The organism is Leifsonia psychrotolerans, assembly GCF_013410665.1.
In the GTDB taxonomy this organism is placed as follows: domain Bacteria; phylum Actinomycetota; class Actinomycetes; order Actinomycetales; family Microbacteriaceae; genus Cryobacterium; species Cryobacterium psychrotolerans_A.
This window is the reverse complement of record NZ_JACCFM010000001.1, coordinates 191449-207358: the sequence shown is the minus strand read 5'-3', so window position 1 is coordinate 207358 and position 15910 is coordinate 191449. Positions and strand designations below refer to the sequence as shown.

The following is a 15910-nucleotide window of genomic DNA, read 5'->3' as shown; positions in this document are numbered from 1 at the left end:
GTCCGCGCGCGAGGCCGAAACGAGCGATATCAGCCTGGAGGATGATCCCTCCACAAAAACTGCCGGCCCGGGATCAACCCGGGCCGGCAGCGAGCAACAATGCGAAAGCTACGCCTCGATGACCAGCGGAACGATCATCGGACGGCGACGGAATGTCACGTTGACCCAGCGTCCGGCGACACGACGCACCGACTGCGCCAGCGCGTGGGTGTCGCGCACTCCGTTGCCGGCGGCCTCCGCGAGTGCGGCCTCGATCTTCGGTTTGAGGGCGTCGAAGACCGAATCGTCTTCGGCGAAGCCCTTGGCGTGGATCTCAGGACCGGTGATGACCTTGCCGGTGGACTTGTCGACGACCACGATGATCGAGATGAAGCCTTCTTCGGCGAGGATGCGGCGATCCTTGAGATCGGCATCCGTGATCTCGCCGACGGTGGAACCGTCGACGTAAACGAAGCCGAGGTCGAGCTGACCCACGATCTTCGCGACGCCGTCGTGCAGGTCGAGAACGGTGCCGTCCTCAGCCAGGAACGTGTTTTCTTTGCGCACGCCACTGGAGATCGCGACGTTTGCGTTGGCGACGAGGTGACGGTATTCGCCGTGCACCGGAAGCACGTTCTTCGGCTTCACGATGTTGTAGATGTAGAGCAGTTCGCCGGCGGCGGCGTGTCCGGAGACGTGCACCTTGGCGTTGCCCTTGTGCACGACGTTGGCGCCGAGCTTGGTCAGTCCGTCGATGATGCGGTAGACCGCGTTCTCGTTGCCGGGGATGAGGCTGGACGCCAGGATGACGGTGTCACCCTCGCCGACCTCGATCTGGTGGTCCCTGTTGACCATGCGCGCGAGAACAGCCATCGGCTCGCCCTGTGATCCCGTCGACATGTAGACGATCTTGTTGTCGGGGATGTTGCCGGCCTTCTTGAAGTCGATCAGTACGCCTTCGGGCACCTTGAGGTAGCCGAGGTCGGCGGCGATCGTCATGTTGCGCACCATCGAACGACCGAGCAGTGCGACGCGGCGGCCGTTGGCGTGGGCAGCGTCGAGCACCTGCTGCACCCGGTGCACGTGGCTCGAGAAGCTGGCCACGATCACACGGCGCGGAGCGCGGGCGATGACGTCGTCAAGCACCGGGCCGATGGAGCGTTCGGTGGGCGTGAAGCCCGGAACGTCGGCGTTGGTGGAGTCGGTCAGGAAGATGTCGATGCCCTCTTCGCCGAGACGCGCGAAATCGCGCAGGTCGGTGAGACGGTTGTCGAGCGGCAGCTGGTCCATCTTGAAGTCACCGGTGTGCAGCACGGAGCCGCCGTCGGTGAAGATCGCCACAGCGAGCGCGTCGGGAATCGAGTGGTTCACGGCCACGAACTCGAGATCGAACGGGCCGAGCTTCTCTTCCTGGCCGCCCTTCACCTCAAGGGTGTACGGCTTGATGCGGTGTTCCTTGAGCTTGGCCTCAATGAAGGCCAGCGTCAGGGCTGAGCCGATCAGGGGGATGTCGGCGCGCAGCTTCAGCAGGTAGGGAACCGCACCGATGTGGTCCTCGTGACCGTGCGTGAGCACGATGCCGAGGATGTCTTTCAGCCGGTGCTTGATCGGCGTGAAGTCGGGCAGGATCAGGTCGACCCCGGGCTGGTGCTCTTCGGGGAAGAGCACACCACAGTCGACGATCAGGATCTTGCCGTTGATCTCGAACGTGGTCATGTTGCGACCGATTTCGCCGAGACCACCGATCGGGATGATGCGGAGTGTGTCCGGTGCAAGCACCGGCGGGTCGTATACGTCGTTGGGCATATGCCCTCCTCAGGTGTTTATGTGCGCGTTCAGCGTGTGGTGCCGGCCACCTTCGGCAACGCGCCACCAGCGGCGGCGTTGCGGTCGGGGCGGAAGTTGGAAAAGTCGACGCCGGGAATATTTTTCACCAGGTCTATTTCGTCTTCGATCTGTGCGGCTTCCCATTCTTCGGGGCCGACCAGGGGAAGACGCACGCGCGGGCTCGAGATGCGTCCGAGTCCGTGCAGGATGTATTTGGCCGCCACGGTTCCGGGAACGTGCGTCATCACGGCCCGGACGAGCGGTTCGAGCTGCTTGTGAGCAGCGGTGGCTGCCTTCAAATCGCCCGCGTTGACAGCGTCGACCATCTGACGGTACGGCGTTGCAGCGATGTTCGCGGTGACGCCGATCAGGCCGGTGGCACCGATCGACAGGTGCGGCAGCACGTTGGGGTCGTCGCCCGAGAAATACATCAGGTCGGTTTGGTTGAGCACGCGGCTCACCTGAGCCAGGTCGCCCTTGGCGTCTTTGACCGCGAGGATGTTCGGGTGTTTCGCCGCACGCAGAATCGTCTCGTAGTTGATCGGAATACCGGTGCGACCCGGGATGTCATAGAGAATGACCGGCAGATCAGTCGCGTCCGCGATCATGCGGAAGTGTGTGAGAACACCGGCCTGCGTGGGCTTGTTGTAGTACGGCGTGACGATCATGTTGCCGTCGGCGCCGGCCTTCTCGCTCTGCTTGGCGAGGTGGATGGCGTGAGCGGTTTCGTTCGACCCACCGCCGGTGATGATCTTCGCCCGGCCGGCTGCAACATCCTTACCGACCTCGACCAAACGGATCTTTTCGGGGTCTGTCAGCGTTGACGTTTCACCCGTGGTGCCGGTCACGACGATGCCGTCGGCGCCCGCGGTGATGACGTCGTCGATGTGCTTTTCAACGTCGGCCCAGTTGACCTCTCCGTCAGCGGTGAACGGAGTCACCAGAGCGACGAGCACCTGTCCGAAGGGATTAGAAGTAGTAGACACGAATTACAGGGTATCGGTTCTGACTGGCGCTACGCGCGCCGCGCACCTCCGAAGTACGCTCAATGGCATGATCATTCCTCCGGTCGCCGCACAAAAGCCCGTCAAACGCATCCACCACAACGACGTCTACGTCGACAACTACGAGTGGTTGCGCAATAAGGAAGACCCTGAGGTGATCGCCCATCTCGAGGCCGAGAACACGTACACGGCCGCGCGCACGGCGCACCTGGAGCTCTTGCAAGAGCAGATCTTCGAGGAGATCACTGATCGCACCCTCGAAACCGACCTGAGCGTTCCCGTGCGCAAGGGCGAGTGGTGGTACTACACCCGCACTGTCGAAGGTCTCGACTATGGCATTCACTGCCGCGCGCCGATCGAGAGCGCCGACGACTGGGAGCCCCCGGTGATCGTGCCGGCGCCCGCTGGCGCTGTTCGCACCGTCGGGACATCCTCCTCCGCCGCCAGTGCCCCCGGTCTGCCCGGCGAGCAGATTCTGCTCGACGACAACGTGGAATCCGTTGGGCACGAGTTCTTTTCGCTCGGAAGTTTCGACATCAGCGCCGATGGCGGCCTCCTGGTCTACAGCGTCGATACGGACGGTGATGAGCGCTACACGATTCGCATTCGAGACATCGACCCCGCGCGCATCCGTCGCCCCGTCAGCGTTGCGGATGACGGTGATGACGATATCGATCTGTCGGCGAACAACCTCGCCGACGTGATTCCGAACACCGCCGGCGGAGCTTTCTTCGACCCCAGCGGACGATACGTCTTCTATACAACGGTCGACGAGGCGTGGCGTCCCGATACCGTCTGGCGCCACGAAGTCGGCACGGAGGCCGACGCCGACGTGAGCGTCTTCCACGAACCTGATGAGAGCTTTTGGGTCGGCGCCGGCCGCACCCGCAGCCGCGCATTCCTGGTGATCGAGGCCGGTTCCAGCGTGACCAGCGAAACGCGTCTGCTGGCCGCCGACGATCCGACCGGCGAGTTTCACGTCGTCTGGCCGCGCCGCGACGGCGTGGAGTACGACGTCGAGCATGCGGTCATCAATGGGGTCGACAGCCTCCTGATCGTGCACAACGACAACGCGGTCAACTTTGAACTGGTCAGCGTGCCCGCTGCCGACCCGCAGGGCGAGAAGCGGGTGTTACTGCCGCACAACCCGGCAATTCGCCTCGAGAGCGTCGACGCGTTTCGAGACTTCGTCGTGGTCGAATACCGCAAAGAAGGGCTCACGCGGGTGGCGGTCGCGCGTCGCGACGACGACAAGACCGTCGGTTTGAAGGAGCTCACCTTCGATGAAGAGCTCTTCTCGGTGGGCACGATGGGCAACCCGGAATGGGAGCAGCCCACGATTCGACTGAGTTACACGAGCTTCGTCACCCCGTCGAGCGTCTATGACTACGTCGTGGCGACCGGCGAGCTGAAGCTCCGCAAGCAACAACCGGTGTTGGGTCATTTCGCCCCCGAGCTGTTTGAGCAGCGCCGCGAATGGGCAGTTGCCGACGATGGCACGCGCATCCCGATTTCCCTCGTCTACCGCCGCGATCTGGTGACGCCGGGCACGCCTGCGCCCACGCTGCTCTACGGCTATGGCGCCTACGAACACAGCGTCGACCCCGGGTTCGGCATTCCACGATTGAGCCTGCTCGACCGCGGGATGATCTTTGCGATCGCTCATGTGCGGGGCGGCGGCGAGATGGGACGGCTCTGGTACGAAAACGGTAAGAAGCTGAACAAACGCAACAGCTTCACCGATTTTTCGGCCTGCGCCCAACACCTGATCGACACCGACTACACCTCGCCCGACCGTTTGGTGGCCGACGGCGGCAGCGCCGGTGGCTTGCTGATGGGAGCCGTGGCGAATATGACCCCGCACCTGTTCTCCGGCATTCTCGCCGGGGTGCCGTTCGTCGACGCGCTCACCTCGATCCTCGACCCGTCGCTTCCGCTGACGGTGATCGAGTGGGACGAGTGGGGCGACCCGCTGCATGATCCAGAGGTGTACGCCTACATGAAGTCGTACTCGCCAGTCGAAAATGTGCGCCCGGTGCACTACCCGCGAATCCTGGCCACGACGAGCCTCAACGACACCCGTGTGCTCTATGTGGAGCCGGCGAAATGGGTGGCAAAGCTGCGTGAGGTGAACGCGGATGTGCTGCTCAAGACCGAAATGTCGGCCGGGCACGGCGGCGTCTCAGGCCGTTACAACGCGTGGCGCGAGCGGGCCTTCGAGTACGCCTGGATCATCGATGCGGCCCGCGCCCGGCCGACCGGCGAGGGGTAGGCCTGGCCTGGCCCGGCCTGCGACCGCGAGTTACCACACACCGCCCCATGAAACGCGACCATGGGGCGGTGTGAGGTGTTTCGCGAGGGCCGTCGCTACTTGACCGCGCTCGAGGACGCCCACAGGTTGATGCCCTTGTCGGTAGCGTGCTCGTCGATCGCCGCGAGTTCCTCGGCCGTGAACGACAGGTTCGCGAGTGCCGCGACGTTCGACTCGAGCTGGGCGACGGAGGATGCACCGATCAGAGCCGTCGTCACCTCGTCACTGCGCAAGGTCCACGCCAACGCCAGCTGGGCCAGGGACTGGCCACGGGCCTGTGCAATTTCATTGAGCGCGCGGATGCTGCCCAGGGTCGCCTCGTCGAGCATGTCGCTGCGCGCCGACCCCTCGCGGGCGACGCGGGAGTCGCTCGGGATACCGCCGAGGTAACGGTCGGTGAGCAGGCCTTGCGCGAGTGGCGAGAACGGGATGCAGCCGACACCGAGGTCACGCAGGGTGTCGAGCAGACCGTCTTCGATCCAGCGGTTGAACATCGAGTAAGAGGGCTGGTGAATCAGCAGCGGGGTACCGAGGTCGGCCAGGATGCGTGCGGCCTGCAGCGTACGCTCCGGCGAGTACGACGAGATGCCGGCGTAGAGCGCGCGGCCGCTGGTGACGGCCGTGTGCAGCGCGCCCATCGTCTCTTCGAGCGGGGTGTCGGGGTCGGCGCGGTGCGAATAGAAGATGTCGACGTAGTCAAGGCCCATGCGATTCAGCGACTGGTCGAGGCTCGCGAGCAGGTATTTGCGCGAACCGAGGTCACCGTACGGGCCCGGCCACATGTCGTAGCCGGCCTTGCTGGAGATGATCAGCTCATCGCGCAAGCCCGAGAAATCTTCGCGCATGATCTGGCCGAAGTTCGTCTCGGAGCTGCCGTAGGGCGGACCGTAATTGTTGGCGAGGTCGAAGTGGGTGATTCCCAGATCGAAGGCTCGACGCAGAATCTCACGCTGGGTCTGAAGCGGCGTGTCGTCGCCGAAGTTCTGCCAGAGGCCCAGCGAAATGGCGGGCAGCTTCAGGCCGCTCCGTCCGACACGTCGGTAGGGCATCGACTCATAACGATCGTCTTTGGGTACATAAGTCATGGATCCATGGTGGCACCTCACGAGCGCAAAGCGGAATCGACCTCAACGCCGTGTGTCGCTGGTGCGTGAGAGCATTGACCAATGTCGACAGACGAAGCGGCCGCAGGTGCGGGCCACGGCGAACCCGCCTGGAAACGGGCCGTCGACTCGCTGACCCACGTGGCGACGGCATCCGCTGGCTTCGGCTATGCGCGTGTGGCTGAGGCGGCCACGGCGAGCGCCGCCCTCCCCGGGAACGCGGTTCCAATGGCTCTGCAATTTGAGCTGCGAGAGCAGATGCCACGCACGCTGGAACGCTGGAGCGGACCGTCGGCGCGCACCGTCATCAACCCTGAATCCGGGTCACCTCGTTTTCGGCTCGGGGTGCGCCCGGTCATGCGTGGTCGCACCGGCAACTGGGTGAAGGGCGCTTTGACCTGGACCAACCTCAGCCATCAGGGCACCCGACTGAACCTGGCACGGCAGCATCACGAGTGGTTCAGCCAATTTGTGGCGCTGCATCGGGCCGTGCGTACGCTGTATTACGGGCAGGAGACCGACTGGCTCTACCTCGACGAGTTCACGAGTCCGCTGCTGTGGCAGTTGCTGCACGAGGCCGAGCGCCTCGGCATTCCCCTCGTCGGGTCGGCGAAGGACTCCGTCATTGTCGTCGGGGCCGAAGCGCGGCTCAGTTTGGACGCCACGACGGATGCCGCCCCGGACGCCACGACGGATGCCGCGCCCCAGGCCACGCCGACACCATATGCGTCAGTGGCGGGCCTGCGTCTGCGCACCGCGCTGACCATCGATGGCAGCCCGTTCTCCTCCGAATTCGCCGGAGCCATCGGGGATCACGGTATCTACAGTTATTCGTTCGCCGCCGGCACGGTGTTCACCCTCGCGCCCTCCCCCGCGGCGCTCACCCCCGAGCAACGTGCCCTTCTCGGCCAGAGCGCCACCGTCCTTGTGCCCGCACACGATGTGCCGGAGTTCATGACCGGCTTTTACCCCACGCTCAATCGGGTGCTCACCGTCACCAGCTCAGATTCCTCGGTGCACTTCCCCGAGACTCCACGGCCCACGCTGGTGCTTGTGGCCAGCTACCGACCGAAGCAAACGTTGCACCTCGCCTGGGAGTGGGAGTACCCCGGCAGTGCGCAGCCCCGGCGACCGCTCTATGCCTCCGCGAACGTGTCGGCCCCCGCCGCCGAGCGCACTGAGCGGGACAGCCGCGATCCCGAGACCGAGCAGGCCGGCCTCGACGCCGTCGAGCAGACGCTGCCCGCCGAGTTCGCACCGCTGAAATCCAGCATCGTGCTGCAGGGCATCGACGCCGCCGAGTTCAGCGCACACCTTCTCGGCGAGATCGAACGGCTGCCAGGCGTGCGCATCGAGATCGTGGGAGAGCGACCCGACTACCACGAGCTTGACGACGCACCCACTCTGAAGTTCACGACGGTCGAATCTGAGCAGCGTGACTGGTTCGATCTCGGCGTGCTAGTCACCGTTGCAGGGCGCAGCGTTCCGTTCGGCCCGCTCTTTGCCGCGTTGGCGAAGGGTCGCAAGAAACTGCTTCTCGTCGACAACTCCTATCTTTCGCTTCTGCGCCCCGAGTTCGAACAGCTGCGCGAACTCATCGACGAGGCCAAATCACTGCAGGAATGGGAGACCGGGCTGCGCATCAGCCACCACCAGGCCGCTCTCTGGGCCGACTTCGAAGATCTGGCCGACGAGACCGAGCAAGCGCTCTCATGGCGCCGCACCGTGACCGGGCTGAATGACCTCGCGAGCATCGAGCCCACTCCCCTGCCCGCGGGTCTCCGTGCCGAACTGCGCCCGTATCAGGCCGACGGCTTCAGCTGGCTGGCCTTCCTCTGGCGCAACCGTCTGGGCGGCATCCTGGCTGATGACATGGGCCTGGGCAAGACCCTCCAAGCCCTCACCCTCATGCTGCACGTGAAGCAGACGGATGCGCGGGCTCCCTTCCTGGTTGTCGCCCCCACCTCGGTCGTCTCGAACTGGGTGTCAGAGGCCGGTAAATTCGCTCCCGACCTCGTTGTGCGTTCGGTCACCGCCACGAGTTCGGCTCGGGGAACGGCGCTTGCGGATGCCCTCGAAGCGGCACCGGATGGAACGCGCGGCCCGGTCGACGTCATTGTCACCTCGTACACGCTGTTTCGGCTCAATTTCGAGAGTTATCAGGCCCTCCCCTGGGCCGGCCTGATTCTCGACGAGGCCCAGTTTGTGAAGAACGCGGGAAGCCGGGCTCACGCCTGCGCCGTCGATCTCGACACCCCGTTCAAACTGGCCATCACTGGAACTCCGATGGAGAACAACCTGTTGGAGCTGCGGGCATTGTTTGCCGTCGTCGCACCGGGGCTGTTCCCATCCGCCCGTAAATTCACCGAGGACTATGTGCGCCAGATCGAGCTCGGCACCAACCCGGGCCGGCTCACGAAGCTGCGCCGTCGCATCCGGCCGTTTCTGCTGCGTCGCACCAAAGAGCTCGTGGCCAGCGATCTGCCGGCCAAGCAAGAGCAAACGCTCGAGATCGAGCTGAACCCGCGGCATCAGAAGCTCTACGACACTTTTTTGCAGCGTGAACGGCAGAAGTTGCTCGGACTGCTCGAGGATCTCGACACAAACCGGTTCATTGTCTTTCGGTCGCTCACGCTGCTGCGCATGCTCAGCCTCGACGCGTCACTGGTCGACGACACGTATGCCACGGTGCCCTCGAGCAAACTCGACGCCCTCTTTGAACAGCTCGAAGATGTGCTGGCCGAGGGGCATCGAGCACTTGTCTTCAGCCAGTTCACCTCATTTTTGAAGAAGGCTGCGGCCCGGCTTGATGCGCTCGGCACACCCTATTGCTATCTTGACGGCTCGACTCTGCGGCGCTCGGAGGTCATCGATCGATTCAAATCCGGCCAGGCTCCGGTCTTTCTGATCAGTCTGAAGGCCGGCGGCTTCGGTTTGAATCTCACCGAGGCCGATTACGTGTTCATGCTCGACCCGTGGTGGAATCCGGCGAGTGAAGCGCAGGCCATCGACCGAACGCACCGCATCGGCCAGACCAAGAACGTGATGGTCTACCGTATGGTCGCAGCGGGCACCATCGAAGAGAAAGTGATGGCGCTGAAGGCCAAGAAAGCCAAGCTGTTCACGGCGGTCATCGACGACGACGACGTGTTCAGCCCGGCGCTCACGGCCGACGATATTCGTGGGCTCCTCGACGCGTAGCTATCCGTCGAGTGAGTCGTCGTCGCTCGGCAGGAACCACGGCGGGTACACGGCGACCTTCGTGCGAAAGCCGGAGGGCTTGAGAATTCCCTTGACGGTATCGCGCACCCGGTCGTTTGCCACGCCGATGAGCATGATCTGATCAAACGGGAACGTGCCGTGCACGAGGAATTCTGCCTCGAGAATGGCTCCGCTTGCGGGGTTCGAACGCACGGTGTGCAACAGACGCTCGGCACCGTCGCGTGTTGCGCCGAAACGGGTGCGTTCCAGGGCTGCGTCCGCGTCGGTCACGACGATGGCCGTATCGTCTTCCGGGACATCGCCCGGGTGAAGCGCCGTGGCGTTCTTGACGGCGCTCACCAGAATCACGAAGTCCGCAGCTGCGGCATCCGTTGCGGTGGTCGTCAGCCGCGGGTCGATGGCGCCCGAACGGATGCTCTCCCACACGCTCGCGTCTGGGGAGAGGAAGAAGGGTACGTAATCGGCGACGCTGGCACTGTCGTCACCGGCAATGTGGGTAGAAGCACGCCATGCGCGATTGCCCTCGGACGAGATGTCGACGACGGGAGTCGTGGCCGTAGCGCCCTGCATGGCATTGACTGCGCCGCTGACCAGGATGTCGGCCAGGTTCTTGATATGGGTGACGTGGTAGATGCGCTGGTCACCGACTTTGACTGCAGCGGACCGCACCGGGGCCGCAGCCTTTGCGCCAGCCGAAGTCTTGGGCGCGACCGGGGCCGTGCGGAGAGTCGTCGGTGCAACGCGCTCGCGTGCCTTGCTGGCACGCTGAGATGGGTTCGACACCACACGCGCGACCTCAGGAACGGCTTGGGGGAAGCAGCTGGCGCACTCTCGGTCAGCCAGTCCGTGGATACATTCGTCGCTCAAGGTAATGCCTTTCTGATGTGGAGCCCGTTACCTCGAAGATCAAGATTTGAAAACCACCTGTTAACGTTACGCGGGTTTCGCGACACCCAGATACCGTTGGGGGTCAGATCCCCTCGAATTCACGACGATTTACAGGAATCTGTGACTTTTACACCCCTGACTCGACCAGCGTAATGAACGCACTCAGCTCGGCGACTCCGGCCGGAGTGACCGGCAGGCTCTCGGCCAACCCCGGCGAGTAGACCAGGTAGGCCGCCCACTTGGCCCGGGAAATGGCCACGTTCAACCGGTTCTTCATGATGAGGAAGCCGAGTCCGCGTGGCACATCATCGGCCGACGAGGCGGCGAGCGTCACCATCGCGATGGCGGCCTCTTGGCCTTGGAATTTGTCGACGGTACCGACACGCACCCGAACAAAGCCGGCCGTTGCCAGTGCGTCTTTCACCGTGTTCAGCTGCGCGTTGTACGGCGTGACGACGATGAGGTCGCCTTCGTCGAGCACATCGTCGAGGCGGTGGTCGGTCGGGTCGCTCCAGCGCGTACCGAGCAGCGATTCAACCAGCGATACCACCTGTGCTGCCTCTTCAACCGATTCCACAGCATTTCCGACGTGGTGCACTGGAACGATATGCAGGCCCGGCGTGACTCCGTCGAGGTGGCGCGTCGATGCAGACTCATGCGAGTGCAGCTCACCCTCATACGACAAGCGAGATACCGGTGCCGTCACCGCCGGGTGCATCCGACGGCTCTCGGCCAGGAAATATCCCAGCGAAGCCGGAAGCACATCGTGACCGGCACTCACCCAGCCCAGTGCCGACTGATCGATCGGCTCGGGATGCGTGCCCTGGCTCACCTGAGGCAGTTGCTGCGGGTCGCCGAGCAGCAGCAGGTTCGTTGCAGCGACGCTGGCCGCAATCGTGGAGGCCAGGGAGAATTGGCCGGCCTCATCGACGACGAGTAGGTCGAGGCTGTGCCGCGGCACCCGCGCCGGATTACTGAAGTCCCAGGCAGTGCCACCGACCACGAAACCGGTGTCGGCGTGGTCAAGCGCAAACAGTAGCTGCCCGTTGGCCAGGAGTGCCGTATACGGGATTTCGGCCGTCTCCTCATCGTCGGAACCGGCCTTCGATCCGCCTGACTTGGCGACCTTTCCCACCAGGTCACGGTCGAGACCGGCTTTGACCACCGCGGCGAGCAGATTCTCGACCACGGCGTGTGACTGTGCAACAACTCCGATCTTCCAGCCATGCTCGCGGACGAGCGTCGTGATCACGTGGGCTCCCAGGTAGCTTTTGCCGGTACCAGGAGGACCCTGCACTGCAAGGTATGACGCATCGAGGTCGAGCAGGCTACTGATCACGGCCTTGATGCGCTCGTCACCCTCGGGAGAAGCCGAAATGGCGGCCAATGCACCCGATCGAGTGCGCGGTGCGACGCGACGCAGGATGTCGACCATCGGCTCCGCCGGCCACTCCGGCTGGGCGTCGATGATCGCCTCGGCCCACTCTTCGATTGCCGGCTTCTGCTGCCCGGCCGGTGGTGGTGCGCTCGGCGCGAGTGCCGATGGCCGCTGGCTGTGGGGGTCGACGTCTTTGGGCAGCGTCTCTTCGATCAGGATGGCCCCGTCATCAGCAACCTCGAGCACCGTGACCGTGCGCGCACTGCGCGCGCCGGGCGCGGCCTTCGGATCGGGGTACGGGCCCGGGTATTCGTAGAGCAGATAGGGTCCGGCAGAGTCACCCGGTTTGATGCTGCTGCCCGGGGCGAGCCGACCGCGCAGCCAGAGGTGCCGGCGGTCGGTGCGCTGCCGCCCCTCACGAAACCAGTCGGTCTCGACACGGACCTCGTCGATGCGCAGTACGTCGCGGGTGTCTTCCCATTCATCGATCGGCTGCTCGAGCCGGGCAAAATGCCCCCACCAGAAGCTCTTGTGTTCGCGTTGGTGGTAGTCCAGGGCGGCCGCCGCGAACGCCGCCGCCGTCTGGTCTGCCGTGCGGTCGGGGTGAAGCGGATCTCCGGCACGAGCCAACAACGCGTCACGGAGGGGGGATTCGGGCAACTCCCCCATTTCGTCGACCACGCCGGTGAGCCCGATGGGCACGCCGCTCGCTCGGGCCTGCTCACGCAGCCAGTCGCGCAGTCGCAGCGTGGAGACGCAGTCGTAACGGTTGTAGTCGGCAATCGAGTCGAGCATGCGCTGAGCCTCGGTCGTCTCGCCGGCCAGATACAGCTCCCGCGCATCGGCGTATTCGGTGATCGAGGCAGCCGCGTTGGTCACCTCACCGGTGCGCAGCTCGGTACCCATGTAAAGCGGCTCGAGCTTCTTGATCGAATAGGAACGCGACCCCACCCGCAGTGCTTTACGAACCAGCGGGTAGAGATCGACGAGGGCATTGCTGCGCAGTAACTGGTCGATCTCATGCTCACCGACCCCGTGCCGAGCCGCAATGCTCAGCAGGTGCGTGCGTTCGTAGGCCGCGTAATGGTAAATGTGCATTCCGGGAAACTCGGCACGTCGCTTCGCCAGATAGTCGAGAAAGTCACGCAAAGCCTGCCGTTCTTCGGCGAAAGTGTGCGCCCAGAACGCGCGAAAACTGCCATCCGTCTCGACAAGACCGAAGAGGTAGTCGAGCCCCCAATGCTCGGCCGTGCCCTCGGTGTACAGCGGGTCGCCCTCAAAATCGAAGAAGATGTCACCCGGGTTCGGCGTGGGCAGCACGGCGAGTGCCGCCGGGTTGCACACCTGTACGGGCGGCGGCTCACCGGGAATCGCGCCCACCTGCAGCTGGGCTTGGTTCCGCAACGTCGTGAGGGTGTTCTCGGCGATGCCCTCGACCGATTGGCCCGACACCCCCGAATCGGATGCCGCGAGCTCATCGATCGTGTGGATTCCCGCGGCTGCGAACCGCGCTCGCTGGGTGACGCGCATGCCTGCCACCAGAAGCAGGTCGCGGTGGGATTGCACCTCTGCCTCGCAGCTCACACACCGGCCGCAGACGCTGTACCGCGTGTCGCCCCAGGAGACTGGCTCGTCGGCGGCGATCCGCTCGTCGATCATCTGCAGCAGGCGTGCACGCCGAGCGCGGTAAACCGGTGCGATGTCGGAAAGCCGGTGCACACTCACCGATCCGTCGCCGAGCAACAATTCAGCGGTGGCTGCGGGCCTCACTCCGATGCGCTCCAGCTGCTCGGCATAGGCAGCGAGCTGCAGCAGCGCCGTCACCGTGGCCCGTCGCGCAAGCTTGGTATCTTGAATCAGATAGCTGCCGTCGGACTGCCGCAGGATGAAGTCGGCGAAGCCAATGAAGCTCTCGTCGAAAAAGGTGGCCTGAAAGACCAGATCAGCACCGCTGGCGAACGCCCGCACGGTGTCGTCGGCCACAGCCTCGATGGACTCACGGTCCATGCGCGTGGGCCGAGCAATTTCGACAACACCTGCGCCGGACTGCTTCGGGCCAAACTTCTGACGATAACTCTCGAGCACGCGTAGCTCGTGGGCATCCCCCAGCCTGGCGGTGCGCTCGAGCATGGCATCCTCGGGTTCGATCGAGGCCGCACGGCGCCCCAGCTTGGTGTCGAGTCGGCGCAGAAAGGCGAACTCACACGTTGAAGCGGCAGTCAGATCGCTCGCACTGGTGATGATGCTGCCGTCGAGTACAAACATGTACGCCCTCTCGTTGCGCTTGCCTCGAGCGTAACGGCGACCCCCGACAACGGAGCTGTTCGCCCGGGTCCGTTCGCACCGCTTCGCACTCGTGGCGGTTCCCCTCCGAGCACCGCCGGCCCCGGCCATGTTGCGTGGTGGAGGTCATCGCCCGACACTCTGCCGGTGTCAAGCCTGGCTGGCTAGCATTGCCGTATGGCTCACGTTTTCGCACACGAACCGGATGCCCGCCGCTACACACTACTCATCGATGGAGCGCTGGCCTGCGTTGTTGATTACACAATTGTGAATCAGTCAATTTCACTTCCGCGCACATTCACGGTGCCCAGCTTTCGGGGACGGGGTTTTGCCGGCGACCTGGTCGAGTTCGCAGTGAACGATATCGAGGCGACGACCGAATTCCGCATCGTACCGATGTGCTGGTATGTCGGCGAGTGGTTTGACTCGCATCCCGAACGAGGGGGCCTCCTCACCCGTTAGAGCGACACGAAGCGCCCGCTGCATGAGGCAGCGGACGCTTCGGATAACGATCTGTCGTTCGGCGTGATTAGCCGTTGATCAGAGCGAGCTGGGCGGCTGCGTTGGACGCGCCACCAATGATTCCGAGTACCCACACGACGAGGGTGACGATCCAGGCAACCTTCTTGTTTGCGGCATAGCCGGCAAGCGGCAGGCCCTGCTTGTCGCGGGTCGCACCGACAAGAACAATAATGAGGTCGATCAGCGTCCAAATTCCAAAGCCACCGAGCGTGATCAGCTTCAGAATGCCGGTGCCGATCTTGCCCAGGTAGAACCGGTCGATGCCCAAGGAGCCGAGCAGCATTGCGAGCAGCCAAGTGACTACAAAGGATTTCTCCGACTCGTTCTGGTGCGCTGCAGTTGTGTACGGCTGATTCTGAACGTTGGTCATTCTCTCTCCATCGATTGTGAGGTGAACAGGGAGAAGCAGACCATCCCCCCGATGTACAGCTACGCAGCCGATCCCGGCGCGCATCTCGCAGTGTAGCGGTGTTCATATCTCATGCTGTAGCAGCACGCACATAGTTCTGACGACTGACGACGCGTCGACGGCCCTTTCCTAGCCTGAAATCATGCCCTTCATCGACTCGCTCAATGCGCTCATCGTCCTGCTGGCCGATTCACCCTGGGTGTATCTCGTCGCGTTTCTCGTCGTTCTCATTGACGGCTTCTTTCCTCCGTTGCCCAGTGAATCTGCTGTCGTTGCCCTGGGAGCCCTGGCCATGGCATCCGGTTCTCCCCATCTCATTGGCCTGATCGTCGTGGTCGCGGCCGGTGCAGCCGCTGGGGATGCCGTCGCTTACGCAATCGGTCGAGGCCTGGGCGGGCGGCAGTTTCGATGGATGCAGCGCCCACGTGTACTCGCTGCCATCGAACGTGCAATGTTCGCTCTCGACCGACGCGCCGCAACGCTGCTCCTCACTGCTCGCTTCATTCCGGTGGGCCGGGTGGCCGTCAACATGACGGCCGGCGCAACCGGGTTCTCGTTTCGCCGTTTTCTGCCGCTGGCTGCCCTCGCCGGGCTGTGCTGGTCGGTTTACTCGGTGCTCATCGGGGTACTGGCCGGGGCTTGGTTGACGCACAATCCGGCCCTGGGGGCTGTGCTGGCCGTTGTGCTCGCGGTGGTAGTCGGCTTCATGCTTGACGTGGTGATCTCCCGCCTCGCCCGGCGCCGAGAGACACCGCGCAGCGCTTCGAGTGAGCCCGACGACGCTGCGCGCCCTCCTGCTTTGGCCATCGTCGCCACCACAGGTGGATGACTGTGGATGCCCGCTACGACGAGTCACTCCGCCGCTGGCATGTCGTTGCTCATCTGTTCTGGCGGTTGAGGTGTGGCAACTTCGGCGCAGCGAGTAGGGCGTGGAGACTGGGGCGTGGAGACTGGGGTGGGCGGATGAGGCCCGTCGGGCGAGTC

Annotated in this window: 10 protein-coding genes; 4 read left to right on the top strand and 6 right to left on the bottom strand. The window is 63.9% G+C overall.

What is annotated here, in order from left to right; genetic code table 11:
• Window positions 1–108: 108 nt before the first annotated feature.
• Both HNR05_RS00980 and dapA read right to left on the bottom strand, forming a co-directional pair.
• The gene (locus HNR05_RS00980; RefSeq protein ID WP_179577318.1) at window positions 109–1785 is read right to left on the bottom strand and encodes a ribonuclease J; all 1677 of its coding nucleotides are present in this window, start codon (window positions 1783–1785) and stop codon (window positions 109–111) included.
• A 29-nt stretch (window positions 1786–1814) separates the two neighbouring features.
• On the bottom strand, window positions 1815–2792 hold the full coding sequence (gene dapA / locus HNR05_RS00975) for a 4-hydroxy-tetrahydrodipicolinate synthase (protein WP_179577317.1): 978 nt from the start codon (window positions 2790–2792) through the stop codon (window positions 1815–1817).
• 67 nt (window positions 2793–2859) lie between these two features.
• Here dapA and HNR05_RS00970 point away from each other — a divergent pair, with 67 nt between their 5' ends.
• Entirely contained in the window at window positions 2860–5082 is a 2223-nt protein-coding gene (locus HNR05_RS00970) for a S9 family peptidase (protein ID WP_179577316.1), read from the top strand.
• Window positions 5083–5177: 95 nt separating this feature from the next.
• Here HNR05_RS00970 and mgrA read toward each other — a convergent pair whose 3' ends face one another.
• A complete protein-coding gene (gene mgrA / locus HNR05_RS00965) occupies window positions 5178–6206 on the bottom strand; it encodes an L-glyceraldehyde 3-phosphate reductase (RefSeq protein ID WP_179577315.1) in 1029 nt (342 codons plus the stop codon).
• 81 nt (window positions 6207–6287) lie between these two features.
• On the opposite strand from mgrA, the gene HNR05_RS00960 reads away from it, so the two are divergent.
• Window positions 6288–9425 (top strand): DEAD/DEAH box helicase, encoded by a 3138-nt coding sequence (locus HNR05_RS00960; protein ID WP_179577314.1) that lies wholly within the window; start codon window positions 6288–6290, stop codon window positions 9423–9425.
• Here HNR05_RS00960 and HNR05_RS00955 read toward each other — a convergent pair whose 3' ends face one another.
• Window positions 9426–10232 carry a DarT ssDNA thymidine ADP-ribosyltransferase family protein gene (locus HNR05_RS00955; protein ID WP_218868778.1) on the bottom strand — a complete coding sequence of 269 codons (807 nt, stop codon included), beginning with the start codon at window positions 10230–10232 and terminating at the stop codon, window positions 9426–9428.
• 229 nt (window positions 10233–10461) lie between these two features.
• The gene (locus HNR05_RS00950) at window positions 10462–13977 is read right to left on the bottom strand and encodes a TM0106 family RecB-like putative nuclease (protein WP_179577312.1); all 3516 of its coding nucleotides are present in this window, start codon (window positions 13975–13977) and stop codon (window positions 10462–10464) included.
• Window positions 13978–14172: 195 nt separating this feature from the next.
• Between HNR05_RS00950 and HNR05_RS00945 the strand changes: the two genes are divergently transcribed.
• Window positions 14173–14457: a GNAT family N-acetyltransferase gene (locus HNR05_RS00945; RefSeq protein WP_179577311.1), complete on the top strand. Its 285-nt coding sequence runs from the start codon at window positions 14173–14175 to the stop codon at window positions 14455–14457.
• 67 nt (window positions 14458–14524) lie between these two features.
• Here the strand turns inward: HNR05_RS00945 and HNR05_RS00940 are convergent, their stop codons facing one another.
• Window positions 14525–14887: a TM2 domain-containing protein gene (locus HNR05_RS00940; protein WP_179577310.1), complete on the bottom strand. Its 363-nt coding sequence runs from the start codon at window positions 14885–14887 to the stop codon at window positions 14525–14527.
• Between the two features lie 181 nt (window positions 14888–15068).
• Between HNR05_RS00940 and HNR05_RS00935 the strand changes: the two genes are divergently transcribed.
• Complete coding sequence (locus tag HNR05_RS00935) at window positions 15069–15755, top strand: DedA family protein (RefSeq protein ID WP_218868777.1); 687 nt, start codon at window positions 15069–15071, stop codon at window positions 15753–15755.
• Window positions 15756–15910: the final 155 nt, after the last annotated feature.

Bases quoted from the DNA above. Each gene is read 5' to 3' on its own strand.
- HNR05_RS00980 (WP_179577318.1), bottom strand. From the start codon at position 1,785: ATGCCCAACGACGTATACGACCCGCCGGTGCTTGCACCGGACACACTC.
- HNR05_RS00970 (WP_179577316.1), top strand. From the start codon at position 2,860: ATGATCATTCCTCCGGTCGCCGCACAAAAGCCCGTCAAACGCATCCAC.
- mgrA (WP_179577315.1), bottom strand. From the start codon at position 6,206: ATGACTTATGTACCCAAAGACGATCGTTATGAGTCGATGCCCTACCGA.
- HNR05_RS00960 (WP_179577314.1), top strand. From the start codon at position 6,288: ATGTCGACAGACGAAGCGGCCGCAGGTGCGGGCCACGGCGAACCCGCC.
- HNR05_RS00950 (WP_179577312.1), bottom strand. From the start codon at position 13,977: ATGTTTGTACTCGACGGCAGCATCATCACCAGTGCGAGCGATCTGACT.
- HNR05_RS00945 (WP_179577311.1), top strand. From the start codon at position 14,173: ATGGCTCACGTTTTCGCACACGAACCGGATGCCCGCCGCTACACACTA.
- HNR05_RS00940 (WP_179577310.1), bottom strand. From the start codon at position 14,887: ATGACCAACGTTCAGAATCAGCCGTACACAACTGCAGCGCACCAGAAC.
- HNR05_RS00935 (WP_218868777.1), top strand. From the start codon at position 15,069: ATGCCCTTCATCGACTCGCTCAATGCGCTCATCGTCCTGCTGGCCGAT.